The sequence below is a fragment of the Burkholderia sp. AU39826 genome (assembly GCF_020419965.1).
Taxonomy (GTDB): Bacteria; Pseudomonadota; Gammaproteobacteria; order Burkholderiales; family Burkholderiaceae; genus Burkholderia; species Burkholderia semiarida.
Map to the genome: position 1 here is coordinate 106248 of NZ_JAIZQG010000019.1, position 20783 is coordinate 127030.

A 20783-nucleotide genomic window follows, 5' to 3' on the forward strand; every position below is an offset into this window, starting at 1 on the left:
TCAAAACGAGCATGACGGGGTTTGCGCTCGATTTGACGAGCAGGCGGCGGAGCGCCGCGATGACCGGGAAGGTGCGAGGGTGAAGCGGGAAGAACGACAGCCGCGCGTCAGCGCGAAGCCAGCGCGCGCGTATCGGTGTCGCGGATGTGATCGTCGCCGTTGTCGGCCGTTTGCGTCGGGCTCGCGTTCCACACGACGCGGTCGTTGACCGCGTACAGCCGGCACGCGCCCGCGCCTTGCTTCGCGCAGTTGTCGAGCGCGAGCGCCATCGGGTCGTCGCCGCCTTCGGCCCACGACCACGCGCCTTCCGACGACACCGCGAACGCGCGGCTCGGATGCTGGCTCAGGAAGCGGCGATAGCCTTCGCGGCCGGCTTCGTCGACGTACGGCACGGCGTTGACCGCATCGATCGACGCATAGCCGCTGGCCTTCGGCTCATGGGGGTTCGCGACCGCATAGCGCACCGCGGTCGGCAGATTCAGTTCGGCGAGGAATGCGTTCACGGCCGGCCACCACACGGGCACGCCGTCGCGATCGACGATCAGCCGGTGCGCGTCGTCCTTGTAGCGGCCGAAATCGATGAAGCGGGCTTGCGTGCCGTGCGACACGTACGCATCGTGCATCTGCGCGACGAGCGCGGGCGTCCATACCGAATCGTTGTCGCCGTACAGCCACAGCGACCGCACGGCCGTATGCGCGCCGTACTGGTCGAACGCATCGACGAGGTTGCGCTGCCAGCCGTCGCACAGGTCCTGGCGCAGCCCGCCGGAGAAGTTGATGATGCCGCGCACGCCGGCTGCCGCTTCGGTGCCGTATGCGACCGACACGAGCCCGCCATGCGACGTGCCGGCGACGACGATGCGCGACGCATCGACGTACGGCTGGCGCGACATGTAGCGCACCGTCGCGTCGACGTCGGCGGCCTGCGCGAGCCCGTTCTTGCCGACGTTGCAGCCTTCCTGCCGGTACGTGCCGTCCGAACCGGCGAAGCCCTGGCGATTCGGCGCGATCACCGCATAGCCGCGCCGCACGAATTCGCGCGCGAACGCGAGCGGCCGGCTGCGCGGCTGCAGATGGAGATCGCCGGTATTTTTACCGTGGTTGAAGACGACGAGCGGGAACGGGCCGGGGCCGTTCGGCTTGAAGAGCGTCGCCTCGAGCGTGACGGCGCCCGAAGCATCGGCCGGAATGCGCAGGATCTGTTCGTTGAGGTCGGCGGCGACCTGCGGCAGGTTCGCGTCGGCGTAGTCGAAGCGCTCGGCGTGCGCGAGCGATCCGCCGGCGCCCGCCGCCGTAGCGGCGCCCGGCAGCGTACCGGCCTGAGCGGCCGACAGCGCACAGGCCGCCATCCATCCCACCAATACCTTGCTGAACGCCATCCGTAAGCCCTGCCACGCAACATGACCAATTCGAGGCCATCGTAGCCCGACAAAATCAGGTTGTGCAATGCGGGAATTACCCGGCGTCTGACATGGCAACTATTTGTCAGCGTTCACTTACTTCGCCGTCGACATAGCGCCAGAAACCGTGCTCGTCGCGCTCGAAACGGCTCGTCTCGTGGAGCCGGTAAGCGCGCCCGCCAACCTTGTAGCGCGCCACGAATTTGACCTCCGCGTGCCGCTCGTCGAGCGGCACGTGGCGTTTGACCGCGAGGCCGAGCCAGCGCGGCGCGTCCGGTGCTTCCGGGTCGGTGTCGAGATCGGGCGGGCAGGTGCGCGCGGCCCACGTCGCGCGCAGGTAATCGGTCGCGCCCAGCACGTACGCGCTATACCGCGAACGCATCAATTCGAGTGCGGTGGCGGCGGCCTCGCCGCCGTCGATGAAACGGCCGCAGCAGGCCGCGTAGCGCGGCGCCGGGGCTTTGCCGGCGGGCGCGGGAGACGCGCCGCCGCACGGGCACGCGTCAGGTCGGTTCAAAATCATGCGAAATGTGAATTAACAACGATCGGTTGCCGGTGCCGCTCACCAGCTCAGCTCGACGCCGTCGTACTGGAAGAACCGGCCGTTCGCCTGGGACACGTCGGAACCCGATTCGGCGATCACGCGACGCATGCCGGTCACGCTCGTTTCCGGGTCGATCGCGGCCTGCGCGCCGCCCATGTCGGTCCGCACCCAGCCGGGATGCAGCGAAATGCACGCGGCATGGCGCGTCTGCAGCGACGCGATGCGCAGCGCGTCGTTCAGCGCGGCCTTGCTCGCGCGGTACAGCCAGCCGGTCGTGCCGGTCGCCTCGGCGATGCTGCCCATCCGGCTCGACACGACGGCCAGCACGCCGCGCGCGTCCTCGACGAGCGGCAGCAGGATCGGCAGCAGCTGCATCGGCCCGCGCACGTTCGTGTGCATCACCGCGTCGAAATCCTCGGCGGTGATCGTCTCGACGCCCTCGGTGCGCGGCCCGTACACGCCCGACACGAGCACGGCCGCATCGAGCCGCTCGCCGTCGAGCTTCCAGCCGAGCGCCGCGATCTGCTCGGGCTGCGCGATGTCGAGCGCATGCGGCTGCGCGCCGAGCGCGCGCAGCGCATCGAGCGACGCCGCGTCGCGCGCGGTGGCGATCACGTTCCAGCCGTCGCGCCGGTATTGCCGGACGAATTCGCGGCCGAGGCCGCGCGATGCGCCGACGATCAATACGGTTTTCATGCCTGTCGCTCCTTGCGGTGGCGCCACCGAGGCAGTGCCGTTGTCAGATCCGTTCGACGCGTGCCGCGGCCGCGTCGCAGCCGCCGTCCGGCGGCTGGCGCGTTACTGCTGCGCGTCGTCGCACGGCTTGAGCGTCGCGGCGACCGCCTGCGCGACGCTTTCGAGCCGGGCGGCGTCCGCCGCGACCATGTCGTTGTCCGGCGCATGCTCGCCGCCGGCGGTGAGCGCGGCCACGCAGCGCCGGTAAGTCGAGTCGAGCGCGTCGAAGTTCGACACGGCCATCCCGAGGTTGCGCATCCGGCCGTCGTGCACGCCGTACACGAGCCCGTGCACGGTGAGCGACTGGCCGCGCGCCCACGCGTCGTTGACGATCGTCGTGCGGCACACGTTGACGACCTGTTCGATCGCATTCAGCTCGATCAGGCGACGGTAACGCGCTTCGCCGACCGGCCATTCGTCGAGCAGCGCCGCATGGCGCTCGCGTACGTCCTGCACGTGATGCAGCCAGTTGTCCGCGAGGCCGACACGGCGGTTGTGCAGCGCCGCGTTCACGCCCGAGCAGCCGTAGTGGCCGACGACCATGATGTGCTTGACGCGCAGGATGTCGACCGCGAACTGGATCACCGACAGGCAGTTCAGGTCGCTGTGCACGACCACGTTCGCGATGTTGCGGTGCACGAACACTTCGCCCGGCGGCAGGCCGATGATCTGGTTCGCCGGCACGCGCGAATCCGAGCAGCCGATCCACAGATATTCCGGCGCCTGCTGGTCGGCGAGTCGTGCGAAGAAATCGGGATCGTCGGCGAGCTGGCGCTTGACCCAGGCATCGTTGTTGTCGAACAGATGTGAAAGCGGATTGTCTTGAGTAGTCATCGGTGTGGCTTCCGTTGGCGGAAATCGGTCGATATCGGATTCGGTGTTGCCGGCGTCAGGCGGCGCGCTGCGCGTCGCCCGCGCCGTCGTCGAGGCCCGTCGCGCCGAAGCGCGCAGGGTAGCGCACGCTGAAGCGCAGGGCCGCATCGTACGGATAAAAATCGGGCAATTCGCCCTGCATCAGCTTGTCCTTGCTCGCCTGCCACAGCGCCGGATCGAAAAAGTCCGCGTGATGCTTCATGAAGACGCTGCGCACGCGCGGGTCGCCGAGCAGGAACGGCCCGTAGGTCTCCGGAAAGATGTCGTGCGGGCCGACGGTATACCACGGTTCGCCGGACAGCTCGTCTTCCTCGTTGCGCGGCGGCGGCACGCGCCGCACGTTGCAGTCGGTCAGGTACTCGATCTCGTCGTAGTCGTAGAACACGACGCGGCCGTGGCGCGTGACGCCGAAGTTCTTGTACAGCATGTCGCCGGGGAAGATGTTCGCCTTCATCAGCTCCTTCACCGCGTTGCCGTATTCCTTCACGCCGTGCTCGACGTCCACGTCGCTGCCGTTCTGCAGGTACAGGTTCAGCGGCGTCATCCGGCGCTCGATGTACAGGTGCTTGATCACGAGCTTGTCGTCCTCGTACTCGAGCAGCGACGGCACTTCCTTCTCGAGTTCGCGCACGAGCGCATGATCGAGCCGCGCGAGCGGCAGCGCGACGCTCGAATACTCGAGCGTGTCGGCCATTCGCCCGAGGCGGTCGTGGCGCTTCACGAGCTGGTACTTCTCCATGATCTGCGCGCGCGTCGTTTCCTTCGGCGGCGGGAATTGATCCTTGATGATCTTGAACACGTACGGGAACGACGGCAGCGTGAACACGAGCATCACGAGGCCCTTGATCCCGGGCGCGACGATGAAGCGGTCGCTCGAATGCGACAGATGGTGCAGCAGGTCGCGGTAGAACAGGTTCTTGCCCTGCTTCTGCAGCCCGACCGACGTGTAGATCTCGGCCTTCGGCTTGCCCGGCATGATCGTGCAGAGGAACTCCACGTACGCGGACGGCACGCCCATGTCGACGAGGAAGTACGAATGCGAGAAGCTGAAGATGATCTGCAACTGCTCGCGGCGCAGCAGCACGGTATCGAGCGCGAGCACGCCCGGGCGCACGTGGCGGATCGGCACCGCGAACGGCAGCACGCGGTCGGCGTTGATGATGCGGCCGACGATGTACGCGCTCTTGTTGCGGAAGAACAGCGACGACAGCACGTGGATCTGGAAATTCGGCGCTTCGTCGAAGTGGCCGAATTCATCGTCGATCGCCTGCATCACGCAGCCGATGTCGCGCGTGAGATCCTCGAACGCCGGCTCGAGCTGGAAGTTCGTGACGATGCGCTCGAGCGTGACCGCGAGCCCGTCGGTGCCCGGATAGTACGCGCGGTACGTCGGTTTCGCGGCCGGCTCGTCGTTCTCCAGATACTCGGTCGAGATCGCCGGGCGCACGAAGATGAAATCGTTGCTGAAATACGAGCGGTGCAGGATCTTGCAGCACACCGAATTGAAGAAGGTTTCCGCGCACTCGGGCTGGCGGTGCGACGTGAGCAGGCCGATGTAGTGCAGCTTGATCTGCTGCCAGACTTCGTCGTCGATGTTCTCCGCGTCGTATTCGTCTTCCAGCACCTCGACGCATTCCTTCACGCGATCGTCGTACGACGTGATCCGCTCGCGCGCGAGCCGCTGCAGCCCGTGCCAGTCGCCGCGCTCGAACAGCGTCTTCGCATCGACCGCCGCTTCGCGGAAGATCCGGTAATGGCGATCGAAGTATTCGAGCATCGTCTGCGCGACGTCGAAACCGATCTGCGACGACAGCAGTTTGGGGAAGTGATTCATCGCGTGCAGGCTCGTTCAAGGGGCTGTAAGCACTCGCCATTTTAGCGCCCAAGTCGGCGTTTCAATGACTTTCGCGGTGATGCGCGACTGGTCGTCAATCGGCGTGTTGATCGCCGTTGGGCGCCGTTCGACGCATCTTCGCGTAAAGATACGGGTACGGAACCGATTCTGACACGAACTTTTTTTGGCGCGCCGGCGGGGGCCGGGCACGTGTTTCGCGCGACGGCGATAGAATCGACGCAGCGCCCGCCGCGCCCTGCCGCCGGCGCGCCTTCGCAGCGATAACGACGAGACGCCCCACCGATGAATGCCCTGGAACACCAACTCGACTACCCCTTCGCCGATACGTTGCCCGCCGCGGGCGACACGTTCGAGGTCGCGCCCGGCGTGCGCTGGCTGCGCATGCCGCTGCCGTTCTCGCTCGATCACATCAATCTCTGGCTGCTGCGCGACGAGATCGACGGGCAGGCCGGCTGGACGGTCGTCGATTGCGGGATCGCGTCGGACGCGATCCGCACGCACTGGGAGCAGATCTTCGACACGCAGCTCGACGGCCTGCCCGTGCTGCGCGTGCTCGTCACGCATTGCCACCCCGATCACTTCGGCCTCGCGAACTGGCTGTGCGAAGGCGGCGACAAGGGCCGCTGGAACGTGCGGCTGTGGATGACGCTCGGCGAATACCTGTTCGGTTGCCTGATGGCGGCCGGCAACGGGTCGAACGCGGGCGGCGCGGCCGCCGCCGATCACTTCGCGCGCCACGGCCTGACCGATCCGGCCGCGCTCGACAAGCTGCGCAACCGCCGCAGCTACTACTCGGATCTGGTGCCGGCCGTGCCGCCGCGTTACCGGCGCCTGCGCGAAGGCGACGCGGTGACGATCGGCGCGCGCACGTGGCGCATCGTCACCGGCTACGGCCATTCGCCTGAACATTGCGCGCTTCACAGCGAAGCCGACGGCGTGCTGATTTCCGGCGACATGGTGCTGCCGCGCATTTCGACGAACGTGTCGGTGTTCGACCTCGAGCCCGAAGCGAACCCGCTCGCGCTGTACCTGGAATCGCTGGGCCGCTACGAGACGATGTCGCCCGACACGCTCGTGCTGCCGTCGCACGGCAAGCCGTTCCGCGGCGTGCGCACGCGCATCGCGCAACTGCGCGAACACCACGATGCGCGCCTGGCCGAAGTGCGCGTCGCGTGCGCGGAAAAGCCGATGAGCGCGGCCGACATCGTGCCGATCATGTTCCGCCGCCGGGAGCTCGACATCCACCAGATGACGTTCGCGCTCGGCGAGGCGCTCGCGCACCTGAACCTGCTGTGGCTCGCGGGCGAACTCGTGCGCGAGCAGGGTGACGATGGCGTGCTGCGGTTCCGCGCCGCCAGCTGAGCGCGCTTCGTCATCGTTACGCGACGGGTTCGTAACGCCATCCGTCGGGATGCCACTGCATCGTGTGCGTCGGTTCGAGCGCCGCGAGAAACGCGGCGTCGTGCGACGCGACCACGAGCGCGCCCGGGAAACCCGCCAGCGCGGCTTCGATCGCGCGCACCGATTCGAGATCGAGGTGATTGGTCGGCTCGTCGAGCAGCAGCAGTTGCGCGGGCGTGCCGCGCCACAACGCGCAGGCGAGCGCGGCCTTCAGCCGCTCGCCGCCGCTCAGTTGCCGTGCCGGCTGCGTCACGCGCGCCGCGTCGAGTTGCAGCAGCGCGAGGCGGCTGCGCAGGTCGCCCTCGGTGAGCGGCGTGTCGAGCACTCCCAACTGCTCGATGATCGAGCGCTCCGGGTCGAGCAGTGCGAGTCGCTGGTCGAGATACGCAGCGCTCACGTGCGTCGTGCATGTACCTGAACGCGGTGCGAGTTCGCCCGCGAGCATCCGCAGCAACGTCGATTTCCCGCAGCCGTTCGGGCCTGTCAGTGCGATGCGCACGGCGCCGCTCGCCGACCATGTGATCGTGTCGGCGTCGCCCGCGACGCGCCACGGCAGTTGCGCGCGTTCGAGCGTGAACAGCTGGCGGCGCGCGCTAACCTCGGTGCCCGGCAGCGACACGAGCACGGGCGCATCGGCCTCGACGCGCGCGGCCGCTTCCTGCACGCGTTCGTCGAGCGTCGCCTTGAAGTCGCTCTGATGACGCCGGACCGTCCCCATGATGGCGCGCGCGGCGCCCTTGCGGCGCTGGCGCGCCATCGACGACAGGTTGGCCGCCTTCGCGTCGCGCAGCGACGCGGCCGCATGGCGCTGGATCGTGTCGTGTTCCTGTTCGAGCCTGCGCCGCACGCGCTCGCGCTCGGTGCGCACATGGTCGAGCGCCGCGTGCGCGGCTTCCTGTTGCGCGTCGCGCTGCGCACGGTAGAGCGCGTAGTTGCCGCCGTACGAGCGCGCGCCGTGCGGCGTCAGCTCGACGATGCGCTGCACGCCGGCGAGCAGCGCACGGTCGTGGCTCACGATGACCACGCCGCCGCGCCAGCCGTCGAGCGCCGTGCGCAGCCACGCGCGGCCCGGTGCGTCGAGATGATTGGTCGGTTCGTCGAGCACGAGCAGGCCGGCGCCGGACAGCAGCGCGCCGATCAACGCGACGCGCGCGAGCTGGCCGCCGCTCAACGTGTGCGCGGGCGTGTCGGCGCGGACATCGTGCAGGCCGGCCGCGTCGAGCGCCGCGCGCAGCCGCTCCGCGAGATCCCAGCGATCGCCGATCAGGTCGAAGTCGTGCGGCGCCGCGCGGCCGTCCGCGAGACGCGCGAGCGCGCCGAGCGGCGCATCGAGCGCGGCGATCTGCGCGACGGATCGCGGGGCGGCCGTGGCGTCGTGGTCGTGCTGCTGCGCGACGTAGACGACCTGCGCATGTCGCTCGACCGTCCCCGCACTCGGCGCGCGGCGGCCCGCGATCAGTTGCGCGAGCACGCTTTTGCCGACGCCGTTGCGGCCGACGATGCCGGTCGGCGTGCGATCGATGGTCAGTTCGAGCGAATCGAACAGCGTGACGCCGTCGTCGAAGCGGAAGGAAACGTGATGAAGCGCGACGAGCGCGCCGGTGGGCGTGGCTGCAGCCATAAGCACCTCCAAAAATGCGTGAAGACTTTCGCGCGCGGCGTGCGTGGCACGGGCGGCGAAAACATTTCGGGAAGGCTTAGTTGTTCACTTTGGCTGGCGTCCGGTATGAGGAATGAGCGCGCAGTGTAGCAAGCGCGGCGCGCGGGCCGCAAGCGAGCGGCATGTGCGCCGTCGCTTGCGCGCCACGCGAGGTTACTGCACCGCGACCGTCGCGAAGTTCTGCCGTCCGAACGGACTCACGTGATAGCCGCTCACGTTCGTGCGCGTCAGCGCGGCCGCGGTCGGGTAGCCGAGCGGAATCCACAGCGCCTGGTCGTGGATGATCTTCTGCGCGCTTTCGTACAGCTTCGCGCGCTTGGCCTGGTCGGCGGTCGCCTTGCCGTCGGCGATCAGCTTGTCGAGCTGCGCATCGCAGAAGCGCGCGAAGTTGATGCCCGACTTCACCGCGTTGCAGCTGAACAGCGGCGACAGGTAGTTGTCCGGATCGCCGTTGTCGCCGGCCCAGCCCATGAACAGGATGTCATGCTGGCCGAGCTTCGCCTGCTTGATCAGTTCGCCCCATTCGATCACTTTCACTTCCGCTTTCACGCCGATCTTCGCGAGGTCGGCTTGCAGCAGCTCGGCGCCGGCTTTCGGGTTCGGGTTCAGCACGCTGCCGGTCGGGCGCGTCCAGATCGTCGTCGAGAAGCCGTTCGGGAAGCCGGCCTGCGCGAGCAACTGCTTCGCCTTCGCGGGATCGTACGCATACGGCGCGATGTCCTTCGCGTAGCTCCACGTGTTCGGCGGATACGGATTGTTCGCGGCCGTCGCGGTGTTGTCGAATACAACCTTCAGGTAGGTCGCGCGGTCGAACGCGAGATTCAGCGCCTCGCGCACCTTGTCGTTGTCGAGCGGCTTCTTCTGCGTGTTCAGCGCGACGAACGCGGTCATGAACGCGGGCGTCTGCACGACCTTCAGCGCGCTGTCGCCCTTCGCGGCGAGCACGTCCTGCGGCTTCGGCGACAGCGCGATCTGGCATTCGCCGGCCTTCACCTTCTGCATGCGCACCGATGCATCGGGCGTGATCGCGTAGATCAATCGATCGACCTTCGGCTTCGCGCCCCAGTAGGTCGGGTTCACGTCGTAGCGGATCAGTGCGTCCTTCGTATAGCTCTTCAGCACGAACGGGCCGGTGCCGACCGGCTTCGCGTTCAGGTCGGCCTGCTTGCCGGCCTTGAGCAACTGGTCCGCGTACTCGGCCGAGTAGATCGACGCGAAGCCCATCGTCAGGATCGGCACGAACGTCGCGTTCGGCTCGTTCAGCACGAACTTCACCGTGCTGTCGTCGACCTTCGTGACCGACTTCACGAGCTTCACGAGGCCCATCGACTGCGCGTGCGGGAAGCCGCTCGCGCCGGCCACCTTGTGCCACGGATTCGCATCGTCGAGCATCCGCGTGAACGTGAACACGACGTCGTCCGCATTGAGCGGGCGGCCCGGCTTGAAGTAGTCGGTGGTCTGGAACGCGACGTTCGGGCGCAGGTGGAACGTGTACGTGAGGCCGTCGGCGCTCGCTTCCCATTTGTCCGCGAGCGCGGGCACGACCTTCTTCGCGGCTTCGTCGTAGGACACGAGCGTGTTGAAGATCACATCGGCCGACGCGTTGGTCGTGACGAGCGAGTTGTACTGCACGACGTCGAAGCCGTCCGGGCTCGATTCCGTGCAGACGGTGAGCGGCTTGGCGGCGGCGAGGCCGGGAGCGGCAAGGGCCGCGGCCACGGCGGCCGCGGCGAATAGCTTGACGTGCATAGGATCTCCCACGTGGCTTGTGTTTTTCGCTGGATGACGGAGGCGGGCGCGGCCCGGCAGCGGGCAGGGCCGGCGCGGCTGGCGAATAGGATACCGTCAAAGCGTGCGACGCGTGGAAAAAGGCGCCGGAACGCGACGAATTGACCGAAAAACGGCTGCGATGGCGACGGAACGGGTGTTGATGCGGCCGTGCGGGGAGGGCGAGCGCGGCGCGGAAGGCGAGGGGCGAGGCGGGCGGCTGCGAATGCGCGGCGCGAGCGACGGAACGGACAGGATCGCGGCAGCGGTGCGCGGTATGTGGCGCGACACGAAGGTAGAGACGGGCGCGGATTCGCGCGGTATGGCGAGGCAGATCGGGCCAAGGCCCGACAGCGACCCGGCGAGGCGCTCGCCGGATCCACGGCGCACTCAGTGCGCGCCGGCCTTCGGCTTGCGCGGCGCCTTCTCGAACAGGCGGTCGTACAGCCAGCGCGGCAGCACGTGCAGCACCTTCGCGACGACGCCCATCTGCCACGGAATCACGCGGAACGCGTGCTGCCGGGCGATCGCCCGCGCCGCGCGCGCGGCGAAGCGGTCGGCGTCCATCAGGAACGGCATCCGGTACGGGTTGTGCGCGGTCATCGGCGTGCGAATGTAGCCGGGCGCGATCGTCACGACGCCGACGCCGGCCGGGCGCAACTCGACGCGCAGCGATTCGAGATACTTGATCGCGGCCGATTTCGACGCGCTGTACGCGCCGGAGCCGGGCAGCCCGCGCACGCCGGCGACGCTCGCGACGCCGACCAGCGTGCCGTGGCGCGCGGCCGTCATCGGGCCGACGAACGGCTCGAACGTCGCGACCATCCCGTAGTAGTTGATGTCCATCACGTCGCGGAACGTCGCGAGGTCGCCCTGGCCCGTGACGGCGCCCTGGCTGATGCCCGCGTTCGCGATCACGACGTCGGGGCAGCCGTGCGCGGCGATGAACGACGCGGCGGCGGTGGCCAGCGCATCGGCGTCGCGCACGTCGGCGGAATAGACGGAGATGGACAGCTTGGGGAACCGCCGCGCGAACGCATCGAGTGCATCGGTGCGGCGCGCGACGAGCGCGAGCGTGGCGCCCTGGCGGGCGTATTCCTCGGCCATCGCGAGGCCGAGGCCGCTCGACGCGCCGGTGATGAAGACCTTCAGCGGAGTAGTCATGCCGGCGCGCGGGCGGGGATCAGAGCTTCTTGTCCTGAACCTGCTTCACGAGGAAGTCGAGCACCTGGGCGGTACCCGGGATGCTGTTCGTGTAAGCGGGGCCCGTCTTGTACTTGCCCTGGACGACGACCGTCGGCACGCCGTCGATCGCGTAGTCCTTCAGCAGCTTGGCCGACTGGTTCACCTCGCCCTGCACGCTGAACGAGTTGTACGCGTCCATGAACTTCTTCTTGTCGACGCCCTGCGTGGCCAGGAAGTCGGCCTGCGCCTGCGGCGTCAGCAGGTAGTTCTTCTGCTTGTGGATCGCGTTGAAGATCGCCGGCGTGACCTTCTCGGAAATGCCGAGCGCGGACACCGCGTAGAACAGCTTCGAGTGCGGGAGGAAATCGTCACGGAAGGCGACCGGCACGCGCTTGAAGTCGATGTTGTTGCCCTGCTTCTTCACCCAGGCCTCGATCGTCGGCTCGAATTCGTAGCAGTGCGGGCAGCCGTACCAGAAGAACTCGATCACCTCGACCTTGCCGGCCGGCGCCGACACCGGCTGCGGCGACTTCATCACCTCGAAGTCCTTGCCGGCGGCCGGCGCGGCGGGCGAAGCCTGGGCGAGGCCGGCGGCCAGGCCCAGGGACAGAAGGAGCGTGCTAAGCAGTTTTTTCATGTTGTGAACGTCGAATCGGTTGCTCGGGTTACGGAACGTAACGGGTTCTGCGTGGGCGCGGCCGGGTGGCTTACTGCTTCGTGAAGCGGATCACCGCCGTGTCGACACCTGCATCGGACAGGCGCTGACGGGCCGAGTTCATATCCTCGAACTTCGAGAACGGGCCGACGCGCACGCGGAAATAGGTCACGCCGCTGACGTCGCGCTTCGACACCTTCGACTCGAAGCCCTGGAAGCCGAGGCGCGCACGCTGCTGTTCGGCATCGCCTTCCGTCTTGTACGCGCCGACCTGCAGGAAGTAGCCGGTGTTCGCGTCGTTCGCGGTCGGCGGCTTCGCCGCTGCCGCGGCGGCGGCGGCCGATGACGTCGGCTTCGGCGTGTTCGCGGCCTGCTGCTGTTGCTGCTGCTTTTGCGCGGCGGCCTGCTGCGCCTGCTTCTGCGCGGCGAAGCGCGCGAGGTCGTCCTCGCCGCCTTGCTGCTGTTGCTGCGCCTGTTGCGTCTTCTTCGGCGGCGGCGTGGTGTCGGCCGGCTTCGGTGCGACGGCGACGCCGTTGCCCGACGACGGATTGTTCGACGCGGTGGCGTTGCTCGAGCCGGTGGCGCCGTTCGCGTTGCCCGACGGCGGCACTTCGACGATCTGCGGCTCGGGCAGCAGGCCGCCGCCCTGAGTCTGGTTCGCGGCCTGGCCGGGCGCGGTGTTCGGCGGTGCGGATTGCGCGGCCTGCGGCACCGGCTGGCCGGGCGTCTTGCCCTGCAGCGCGCGGTTCGGGTCGAACTGCTGCGGCTGGCTCGCGCCATTGTCGGCCTGCGGCGGCGCGACCTTCGACACGAACGGCGACGGCGAACGCGTGATGTAGAGCGCCACCACCACGGCGATCGCGAGGCCGACGATCAGGCCCAGTACGATTCCAAGAAATGTCCCTCCGGCTTGTTTCGATTGCTTCGAAGTTCGGCGTGGTTGTGCCATTGCTTGAGTCACCTGCAAAAAGAATCGTGAGAGGGCTGCGACGGGCGCCCGGCGGTGGGCAATCCGACGGCGGGCGTTGCCGCAGCCATTCGCGGCCCGGTTCGGGCCGCGCGGACATCCTTACATCTTGGCGGGGGCGGACACGCCGAGCACCGTCAGGCCGTTCTCGAGCACCTGACGGGTCGCGGCGAGCAGCGCGGCGCGCGCATTGCGCGGCGCTTCGTCGTCGACCAGCACGCGCTCCGCATTGTAGAACGAGTGGAATTCGCCAGCGAGATCGCGCAGGTAGAACGCGACCGCGTGCGGCGCCAGCTCGTTCGCCGCGTGCGTGAGCATGTCCGGATACTCGGCCAGCTTCTGCATCAGCGATGCCGCCTGCGCGCTCGTCAACTGCGACAGGTCGGCGCCCGGCAGTTGCGCGACGTCCACGTTGTAGCGCGACTTCAGTTCGTTGAGCACCGAGCAGATCCGCGCATGCGCGTACTGGACGTAATAGACCGGGTTTTCGTCGTTCTGTTTCAGTGCGAGATCGATGTCGAACACGAACTCGGTATCGGCCTTGCGCGAGATCAGGAAGAAGCGCACCGCGTCGCGGCCGCGCGTGATGGTCGCTTCGTCGATCAGGTCGGGGGCTGCTTCCTGGCCCGCCGCCGCGCCGCCCGACCATTCGATCAGGTCGCGCACCGTCACGTAGCTGCCCGCGCGCTTCGAGATCTTCACTTCCTGGCCGTCGCGCATCACGGTGACCATCTTGTGCAGCACGTAGTCGGGATAGCCCTTCGGGATCCCGATGTGCAGGCCCTGCAGGCCGGCGCGCACGCGCGCGATCGTGCCGTGGTGGTCCGAACCCTGGATGTTGATCACCTTCGTGAAGCCGCGCTCCCACTTCGTCACGTGGTATGCGACGTCCGGCACGAAGTACGTGTACGTGCCGTCCGACTTGCGCATCACGCGATCCTTGTCGTCGCCTTCGTCGGTCGTGCGTAGCCACAGCGCGCCGTCCTGCTCGTAGGTCATGCCGGCCTTGACCAGCGCGTCGACCGTCTTCTCGACGCGGCCCTCGCTGTACAGCGACGACTCGAGGTAGTACTGGTCGAACTTCACGCCGAACGCCTGCAGGTCCATGTCCTGCTCGCGACGCAGGTACGTGACCGCGAACTTGCGGATCGCGTCGAGATCCTCGACGTCGCCCGCGCCCTTGACCGGCTCGCCGTCCGATGCGGCGACCGTTTCGCCGTTCAGGTAGTCGCGCGCGATGTCGGCGATGTACTCGCCGTTGTACGCGGCTTCCGGCCAGCCCGCGTCGCCCGGCTTCAGGCCGCGGGCGCGCGCCTGCGTCGAGATCGCGAGGTTGCCGATCTGCACGCCCGCGTCGTTGTAGTAGAACTCGCGGTGCACCGCGTAGCCCTGGCTCGCGATCACGTTCGCAAGCACGTCGCCGAGCGCGGCCTGGCGGCCGTGGCCGACGTGCAGCGGGCCAGTCGGATTGGCCGACACGAATTCGAGCAGCACCTGCTTGCCTTTCTCGCGATCCGACGTGCCGAATGCGCGGCCCTGCTCGAACACGGCGGCGATCACCGCCTGCTTCGCGGCGGCCGACAGGCGCAGGTTGATGAAGCCGGGGCCGGCGATCTCGGCGGCTTCGACGAGGCCTTGCGCGGCCGGCTGCGCGGTGAGCGCGGCGACGATTTGCTCGGCGAGCTGGCGCGGGTTCGTGCCGAGCGGCTTCGCGAGCTGCATCGCGACGTTGCACGCGACGTCGCCGTGCGCGGCGACCTTCGGGCGCTCCAGCGTGATGGTCGGGGCGACGAATGCTGCGTCGGCGCCTTTCAGCGCGTGTGCGACCTGCTTGACGCTATCCGCGAGCAGGGCTTCGAGGGTCTGTTTGTGTGCTGGCAGCATGCTGGTAGAAGGCTTCGTTGGTGGGGGCCGGAAACGCCGGCCCGCCGGCGCGCTTTTTAAGCGCGCGTTTCAGGGATCGCAGAATTTTAACAGGTGCTAATATGCCGCTCAGGCGGCCCGCGTCCGCGAGGCCGGACGCCGGTCTGCCGGCGTTCCCCAACCTCGCCGCGCAGGCACAACAAGATGAAAAGGGAATTGTCATGATTACGTTCAAGAGCAAGGCGGCACAGGATCTCGACGTGCTGAAGGATTTCGCCGTGTATGTGCTGGGTCTCGTCGGCAAGCAGCTGGGCGAGCGCGGTGTCATTACGCACGACGAACTGGACCACGCGATCGCCAAGCTGGAAGGCGCGGTCGCGCAGGCGAAGCAGGAGCGCGCCGAGCACGCCGGCCATTTCCACGAGGACGAAGCCGACCACGCGCACCACGAAGTGCCGCCGAGCCTGGCGCAGCGCGTCGCGCCGTTCCTGACGATGCTGCGCGAAGCGAAGGCTGGCCAAGCCGACGTGCACTGGGGCTTCTGAGCTTCCTTCTTCCTTGCCGGGCGGATCGAACGGTCGGCCAGACAGGAAAAAGCCCGCTTTCGAGCGGGCTTTTTATTTTGTCTGATGAAATGGCGACGGGGCAGAAGGCGGGCGCGACGAAATGGGGCGGCAGTGCGGGCCTGCCTTGATCGATAGGTGAAATTCCTTATAATTCAGTGCAAGACTATGTGAAAGCGGGTGCGAAAACATAGCGCCGCCCGGGCAACCGGGTCCCACCTGGAGTGGGTATTTCGTCGAAAGACGGAAAGAGAATCCCGCATGCGACGGCTGCCGAAAGGCGGCCGTTGGTTTTTCTACGCCCGGATCTTGCGGCCTTCCAGGCTCGCGCGCAGCAACGTGCGCAACGCGACTTTCCGGGCTTCCCGCTGGCGTCGGGTGAGTCCGCCCTCCACCACGTAGGCCGACTGCACGCGCAGGATGAGCCGGCGTTTCCTGATCCGGTCCTTCGCCACCTCGAAGAACACGGCATACACGCGCTGCGTGCCGTCTGACGCGACCTCTTCCACCGTCACGAAATTGGGCTGCCGTTCATCCGCGACAACGATCCGCCGCGTCGCCAGCCCGACGATCACGCCGCGCAACAGCTGCCGTGACGCGCGATACCGGTCCGCGCAGAGCACACGTGTCTCGCGGCCGTCGTCGTAGATCTCGTCGTCTGGAATGGTGTCGCGGGTCCGCCCGTCCCATTTGAGGCTGCGTGTGAAGCAGTGACAGGAGAACAGGACCAGAACCGTCACGTCGAAGCCGGTTTCCAGATCGCAGGTGAACGTCAACGGGCGCAAGTGGCTCAGGTCCCAGCTTTCGCCGCGATAGCGGGTCGGCGGGAACGGGGTGGCGGCGTCGAGCGGTGTTTCGGTGATCCTGATCTCGAAGGAAGGTATGGCTGGGGGAGTGTCGGGTCGAGAGATTGCAGCGTTGATCGACGAATATTGAGATTAGTTGTCCTGAATAAGTGGTGGGGTAGACAACGCGCCCCGAGATCGGGGCGCGTGACGGTAAGTCGCGGCTGCGCGCCGCGGCTCGATTACAACTGCGGCGCGAGCGCGCGGCGTGCGTCGTCGAGCGACAGCGCCATGCGCCGTGCATAGTCCTCGAGCTGATCCTGCCCGATTTTACCGACCGAGAAGTAACGGCTGTCCGGATGCGCGAGGTAGAAGCCCGACACGCTCGCCGCCGGCAGCATCGCCAGCGAGTCGGTCACGCTCATGCCGATCTCGTCCGCGTGCAGCACGTCGAACATGTCGCGCTTCACGAGGTGGTCGGGGCAGGCCGGGTAGCCGGGCGCCGGGCGGATGCCCGCGTACTTCTCGGCGATCAGCGCGTCGTTGTCGAGCGTCTCGCCGCTCGCATAGCCCCACAGCTCGCGTCGCACGCGCGCGTGCATCGCCTCGGCGAACGCTTCCGCGAAGCGGTCGGCGAGCGCCTTCAGCATGATCGCGCTGTAGTCGTCGTGATCGGCTTCGAACTGCTTTTCCTTCACGTCGACGCCGAGGCCGGCCGTCACCGCGAACATCCCGATGTAGTCGGCGACGCCCGACTCCTTCGGCGCGATGAAGTCGGCGAGCGAGCGGTTCGGCCGCATCACGCCGTCGACCACCGGGCGCACGCTCTGCTGGCGCAGGTTGCGCCACGTGAGCAGCACCTCGGAGCGCGACTCGTCGCTGTAGATCTCGATGTCGTCGTCGTTGACGGTGTTCGCCGGCAGCAGCGCGATCACGCCGTTCGCGGTCAGCCAGCGCCCCTGGATCAGGCGCGCGAGCATCGACTTCGCGTCGGAGAACACGCGCCGCGCCGATTCGCCGACGATCTCGTCATTCAGGATCGCCGGGTACGGGCCGGCGAGATCCCAGGTCTGGAAGAACGGGCCCCAGTCGATGTAGTTCGCGAGCTCGTTCAGGTCGTAGTTCCTGAACACGCGGCGGCCGATGAACTTCGGCTTCACCGGCTGGTAGCCGGCCCAGTCCACCTTGGTCTTGTTCGCGCGCGCCTCGGCGAGCGTGACCATCGGCTGCGCCTTGCGGTTCGCGTGCTGGTCGCGAATGCGTTCGTAGTCGGACTTCAGCTCGTCGAGATACTTCGCCGCGCCTTCGTCGGACAGCAGGTTCGACGCGACCGACACCGAGCGCGACGCATCGGGCACGTAGACGACCGGGCCTTCGTAGTGCGGCGCGATCTTCACGGCCGTGTGCACGCGCGACGTCGTCGCGCCGCCGATCAGCAGCGGAATCTTCTTCACGCGGAAGTAGTCGTCGCGCTGCATTTCGGACGCGACGTACGCCATTTCCTCGAGGCTCGGCGTGATGAGGCCAGACAGCCCGATGATGTCCGCGCCTTCGACCTTCGCCTTCGCGAGGATCTCGTTGCACGGGACCATCACGCCCATGTTGACCACTTCGAAGTTGTTGCACTGGAGCACGACCGACACGATGTTCTTGCCGATGTCGTGCACGTCGCCCTTCACGGTCGCGATCACGATCTTGCCCTTCGCGCGCACGTCGCCGCCCGCTTCCGCGAGCAGGCGCTTTTCTTCCTCGATGAACGGGATCAGGTGCGCGACCGCCTGCTTCATCACGCGCGCCGATTTCACCACCTGCGGCAGGAACATCTTGCCCTGGCCGAACAGGTCGCCGACGACGTTCATCCCGTCCATCAGCGGCCCTTCGATCACGTTGATCGGACGGCCGCCGGCCGCGGCGATCTTCGCGCGCGCTTCTTCGGTATCCTCGACGATGAAGGTCGTGATGCCGTGCACGAGCGCGTGCGCGAGGCGCTTCTCGACCGGCTGGTTGCGCCATTCGAGGTTCTCCTCCTTCTTCGCGGCGCCGGTCTTGAACTTGTCGGCGATCTCGAGCAGGCGATCGGTGGAATCCGCACGGCGGTTCAGGATCACGTCCTCGACGCGTTCGCGCAGCTCCGCGTCGAGATCGGCGTACACGCCGAGCTGGCCCGCGTTCACGATGCCCATGTCCATCCCGGCCTGGATCGCGTGATACAGGAACACGGTGTGGATCGCCTCGCGCACCGGGTCGTTGCCGCGGAACGAGAACGACACGTTCGACACGCCGCCGCTCACCTTCGCGTACGGCAGGTTCTGCTTGATCCAGCGCGTCGCCTCGATGAAGTCGACCGCGTAGTTGTTGTGCTCCTCGATGCCCGTCGCGACCGCGAAGATGTTCGGGTCGAAGATGATGTCCTCCGGCGGGAAGCCGACTTCGTTCACGAGGAAGTCGTACGAGCGCTTGCAGATCTCGGTCTTGCGCTCGTACGTATCGGCCTGGCCGGTTTCGTCGAACGCCATCACGACCGCGGCCGCGCCGTAGCGGCGGATCAGGTTCGCGTGGTGGCGGAACGCGTCCTCGCCTTCCTTCAGCGAGATCGAGTTCACGATCGCCTTGCCCTGCACGCACTTGAGGCCGGCTTCGATCACGTCCCACTTCGACGAGTCGATCATGATCGGCACGCGCGCGATGTCCGGCTCGGATGCGATCAGGTTCAGGAAGCGCACCATCGCCGCCTTCGAGTCGAGCATCGCCTCGTCCATGTTGACGTCGATCACCTGCGCGCCGTTCTCGACCTGCTGGCGCGCGACGGCGAGCGCCTCGTCGAACTGGCCGTTGAGGATCATCCGTGCGAACGCCTTCGAGCCGGTGACGTTGGTGCGTTCGCCGACGTTGATGAAGAGCGTCCCGGGCGTGACGTTGAACGGCTCGAGGCCGGCAAGGCGCATCATGTGATCGGTCATGGCGGTGCGAATTTGGTGATGAAGGACGTGGGGCAGGCGGGTCAGGCGTTGTCGCTGTACTGGTTCGGCCAGCGGCGCGGCTTCACGTCGGCGAGCGCCTTCGCGATCTCGGCGATGTGCTCGGGCGTCGTGCCGCAGCAGCCGCCCGCGAGGTTCACGAGCCCGGCCTGCGCGAATTCCTTCAGCAGGCCCGACGTGACGTCGGGCGTTTCGTCGAAACCGGTGTCGCTCATCGGGTTCGGCAGGCCCGCGTTCGGGTAGCACGACACGTAGGTGTCGCACAGCTTCGCGAGCTCGGCGATGTACGGACGCATCAGCGCCGCGCCGAGCGCGCAGTTCAGGCCGAACGTGAGCGGCTTCGCGTGACGCAGCGAATTCCAGAACGCCTCGACGGTCTGGCCCGACAGGATCCGGCCCGACGCATCGGTGACGGTGCCCGAGATCATGATCGGCAGGCGCTCGCCGGTGTCCTCGAACAGCTCGTCGAGCGCGAACAGGGCGGCCTTCGCGTTCAGCGTGTCGAAGATCGTCTCGACGAGGAACAGGTCGACGCCGCCGTCGAGCAGCGCCTTCGCCTGCTGGTAGTACGACGTGCGCAGCTCGTCGAACGTGACGTTGCGGGCGCCCGGATCGTTGACGTCCGGCGAGATGCTGGCCGTCTTCGGCGTCGGCCCGATCGCGCCCGCGACGAAGCGAGGCTTGTCCGGCGTCGCGTATTTCGCGGCCGATTCGCGTGCGAGCTTCGCCGATTCGACGTTCATCTCGACGACGAGATCTTCCATCCCGTAGTCGGCCTGCGCGACGGTCGTCGCGCCGAACGTGTTGGTTTCGACGATGTCGGCGCCGGCCGCGAAGTACTGGTCGTGGATCTCGCGGATGATCTGCGGCTGCGTGAGCGACAGCAGCTCGTTGTTGCCCTTGATGTCGCGCGGGAAATCCTTGAAGCGCTCGCCGCGATACGCGGCCTCGTCGAGCTTGTAGCGCTGGATCATCGTGCCCATCGCGCCGTCGAGGATCAGGATGCGCGATTTGAGCAGCGCGGGCAGGGCGGCGCCGCGCGTGTAGGGCGCGTCGAGCGGGACGGAAGCGGCGAGAGGAGTCGCAGACATGGGCGGAAGACCGGCGAAGACGGAAAACCGTCATTGTAGCCGGTGCGTCAAGCGGTCGCCGCCCTGGCCGCGCCGGCCGGGCGGCCGCCAAATGAAAGCCCCCGCCGGCGAGCCGGACGGGGGCAGGATCGGAGTGCACGCGGCGCCGCGTCGATGCGCGGCGAATGGCCCGGCCGCGTGACGCGCCGGGCCGCGAGTCGTCAGTGCAGCACGACGGGCATCATCATCAGGCTGTCGAATTGTCCGAGGAATTCGTCGACCTCGTCGAGCGACGGTTCATCCTCGATCAACTGCTTCACGTGCGCGCGGAACCGTTCGGCAAGTTCGCCGTCGATGAAGATCTCGCGCTGCGCGTTCTTGTCGACGATTTCATATCCGCCGGCATTCATCAGGTGATGGCCGGCCTGCGGCGCAAATTCGACGACGCAGTAGTTGGGGCTGTTGTAGATCATTTGCATGGC

General features: G+C 67.1%; 17 protein-coding genes. 2 read left to right on the forward strand and 15 right to left on the reverse strand.

The window, feature by feature from the left end; all coding sequences use genetic code 11:
- Positions 1-107 precede the first annotated feature (107 nt).
- From LGM42_RS25930 to aceK, 5 genes are all read right to left on the reverse strand, one after another.
- On the reverse strand, positions 108-1379 hold the full coding sequence (locus LGM42_RS25930) for a dienelactone hydrolase family protein (protein ID WP_226233670.1): 1272 nt from the start codon (positions 1377-1379) through the stop codon (positions 108-110).
- 106 nt (positions 1380-1485) lie between these two features.
- A complete protein-coding gene (locus LGM42_RS25935) occupies positions 1486-1923 on the reverse strand; it encodes a YchJ family protein (RefSeq protein ID WP_226233672.1) in 438 nt (145 codons plus the stop codon).
- A 39-nt stretch (positions 1924-1962) separates the two neighbouring features.
- Entirely contained in the window at positions 1963-2640 is a 678-nt protein-coding gene (locus tag LGM42_RS25940) for an SDR family oxidoreductase (protein ID WP_059585396.1), read from the reverse strand.
- Positions 2641-2742: 102 nt separating this feature from the next.
- On the reverse strand, positions 2743-3513 hold the full coding sequence (gene can, locus LGM42_RS25945; protein ID WP_059585395.1) for a carbonate dehydratase: 771 nt from the start codon (positions 3511-3513) through the stop codon (positions 2743-2745).
- Positions 3514-3568: 55 nt separating this feature from the next.
- A complete protein-coding gene (gene aceK, locus LGM42_RS25950; protein WP_226233674.1) occupies positions 3569-5386 on the reverse strand; it encodes a bifunctional isocitrate dehydrogenase kinase/phosphatase in 1818 nt (605 codons plus the stop codon).
- A gap of 303 nt (positions 5387-5689) precedes the next feature.
- Between aceK and LGM42_RS25955 the strand changes: the two genes are divergently transcribed.
- Complete coding sequence (locus LGM42_RS25955; RefSeq protein WP_060317023.1) at positions 5690-6769, forward strand: MBL fold metallo-hydrolase; 1080 nt, start codon at positions 5690-5692, stop codon at positions 6767-6769.
- A 16-nt stretch (positions 6770-6785) separates the two neighbouring features.
- Here the strand turns inward: LGM42_RS25955 and LGM42_RS25960 are convergent, their stop codons facing one another.
- The 6 genes from LGM42_RS25960 to argS all read right to left on the reverse strand — a co-directional run bounded on the left by LGM42_RS25960 (position 6786) and on the right by argS (position 14926).
- Positions 6786-8429, reverse strand: a complete 1644-nt coding sequence (locus tag LGM42_RS25960; RefSeq protein WP_226233676.1) for an ABC-F family ATP-binding cassette domain-containing protein — start codon at positions 8427-8429, stop codon at positions 6786-6788.
- Positions 8430-8621: 192 nt separating this feature from the next.
- Positions 8622-10217: an ABC transporter substrate-binding protein gene (locus LGM42_RS25965; RefSeq protein ID WP_226233678.1), complete on the reverse strand. Its 1596-nt coding sequence runs from the start codon at positions 10215-10217 to the stop codon at positions 8622-8624.
- A gap of 408 nt (positions 10218-10625) precedes the next feature.
- A complete protein-coding gene (locus LGM42_RS25970; protein WP_059585389.1) occupies positions 10626-11399 on the reverse strand; it encodes an SDR family oxidoreductase in 774 nt (257 codons plus the stop codon).
- A gap of 19 nt (positions 11400-11418) precedes the next feature.
- The gene (locus LGM42_RS25975) at positions 11419-12057 is read right to left on the reverse strand and encodes a thiol:disulfide interchange protein DsbA/DsbL (protein WP_011694426.1); all 639 of its coding nucleotides are present in this window, start codon (positions 12055-12057) and stop codon (positions 11419-11421) included.
- Positions 12058-12127: 70 nt separating this feature from the next.
- Complete coding sequence (locus LGM42_RS25980; RefSeq protein ID WP_059585388.1) at positions 12128-13024, reverse strand: SPOR domain-containing protein; 897 nt, start codon at positions 13022-13024, stop codon at positions 12128-12130.
- A gap of 120 nt (positions 13025-13144) precedes the next feature.
- Positions 13145-14926: an arginine--tRNA ligase gene (gene argS / locus LGM42_RS25985; RefSeq protein WP_060317012.1), complete on the reverse strand. Its 1782-nt coding sequence runs from the start codon at positions 14924-14926 to the stop codon at positions 13145-13147.
- Between the two features lie 200 nt (positions 14927-15126).
- On the opposite strand from argS, the gene LGM42_RS25990 reads away from it, so the two are divergent.
- Positions 15127-15450 carry a DUF1840 domain-containing protein gene (locus LGM42_RS25990; RefSeq protein ID WP_006489103.1) on the forward strand — a complete coding sequence of 108 codons (324 nt, stop codon included), beginning with the start codon at positions 15127-15129 and terminating at the stop codon, positions 15448-15450.
- 314 nt (positions 15451-15764) lie between these two features.
- Here LGM42_RS25990 and LGM42_RS25995 read toward each other — a convergent pair whose 3' ends face one another.
- The 4 genes from LGM42_RS25995 to LGM42_RS26010 all read right to left on the reverse strand — a co-directional run bounded on the left by LGM42_RS25995 (position 15765) and on the right by LGM42_RS26010 (position 20780).
- Positions 15765-16253, reverse strand: a complete 489-nt coding sequence (locus LGM42_RS25995; protein ID WP_226233680.1) for a hypothetical protein — start codon at positions 16251-16253, stop codon at positions 15765-15767.
- A gap of 242 nt (positions 16254-16495) precedes the next feature.
- Positions 16496-19213: a methionine synthase gene (metH, locus tag LGM42_RS26000; RefSeq protein WP_059585385.1), complete on the reverse strand. Its 2718-nt coding sequence runs from the start codon at positions 19211-19213 to the stop codon at positions 16496-16498.
- Between the two features lie 41 nt (positions 19214-19254).
- The gene (locus tag LGM42_RS26005; RefSeq protein WP_034189174.1) at positions 19255-20322 is read right to left on the reverse strand and encodes a homocysteine S-methyltransferase family protein; all 1068 of its coding nucleotides are present in this window, start codon (positions 20320-20322) and stop codon (positions 19255-19257) included.
- A gap of 200 nt (positions 20323-20522) precedes the next feature.
- A complete protein-coding gene (locus LGM42_RS26010; RefSeq protein ID WP_006477667.1) occupies positions 20523-20780 on the reverse strand; it encodes a DUF3567 domain-containing protein in 258 nt (85 codons plus the stop codon).
- Positions 20781-20783 lie beyond the last annotated feature (3 nt).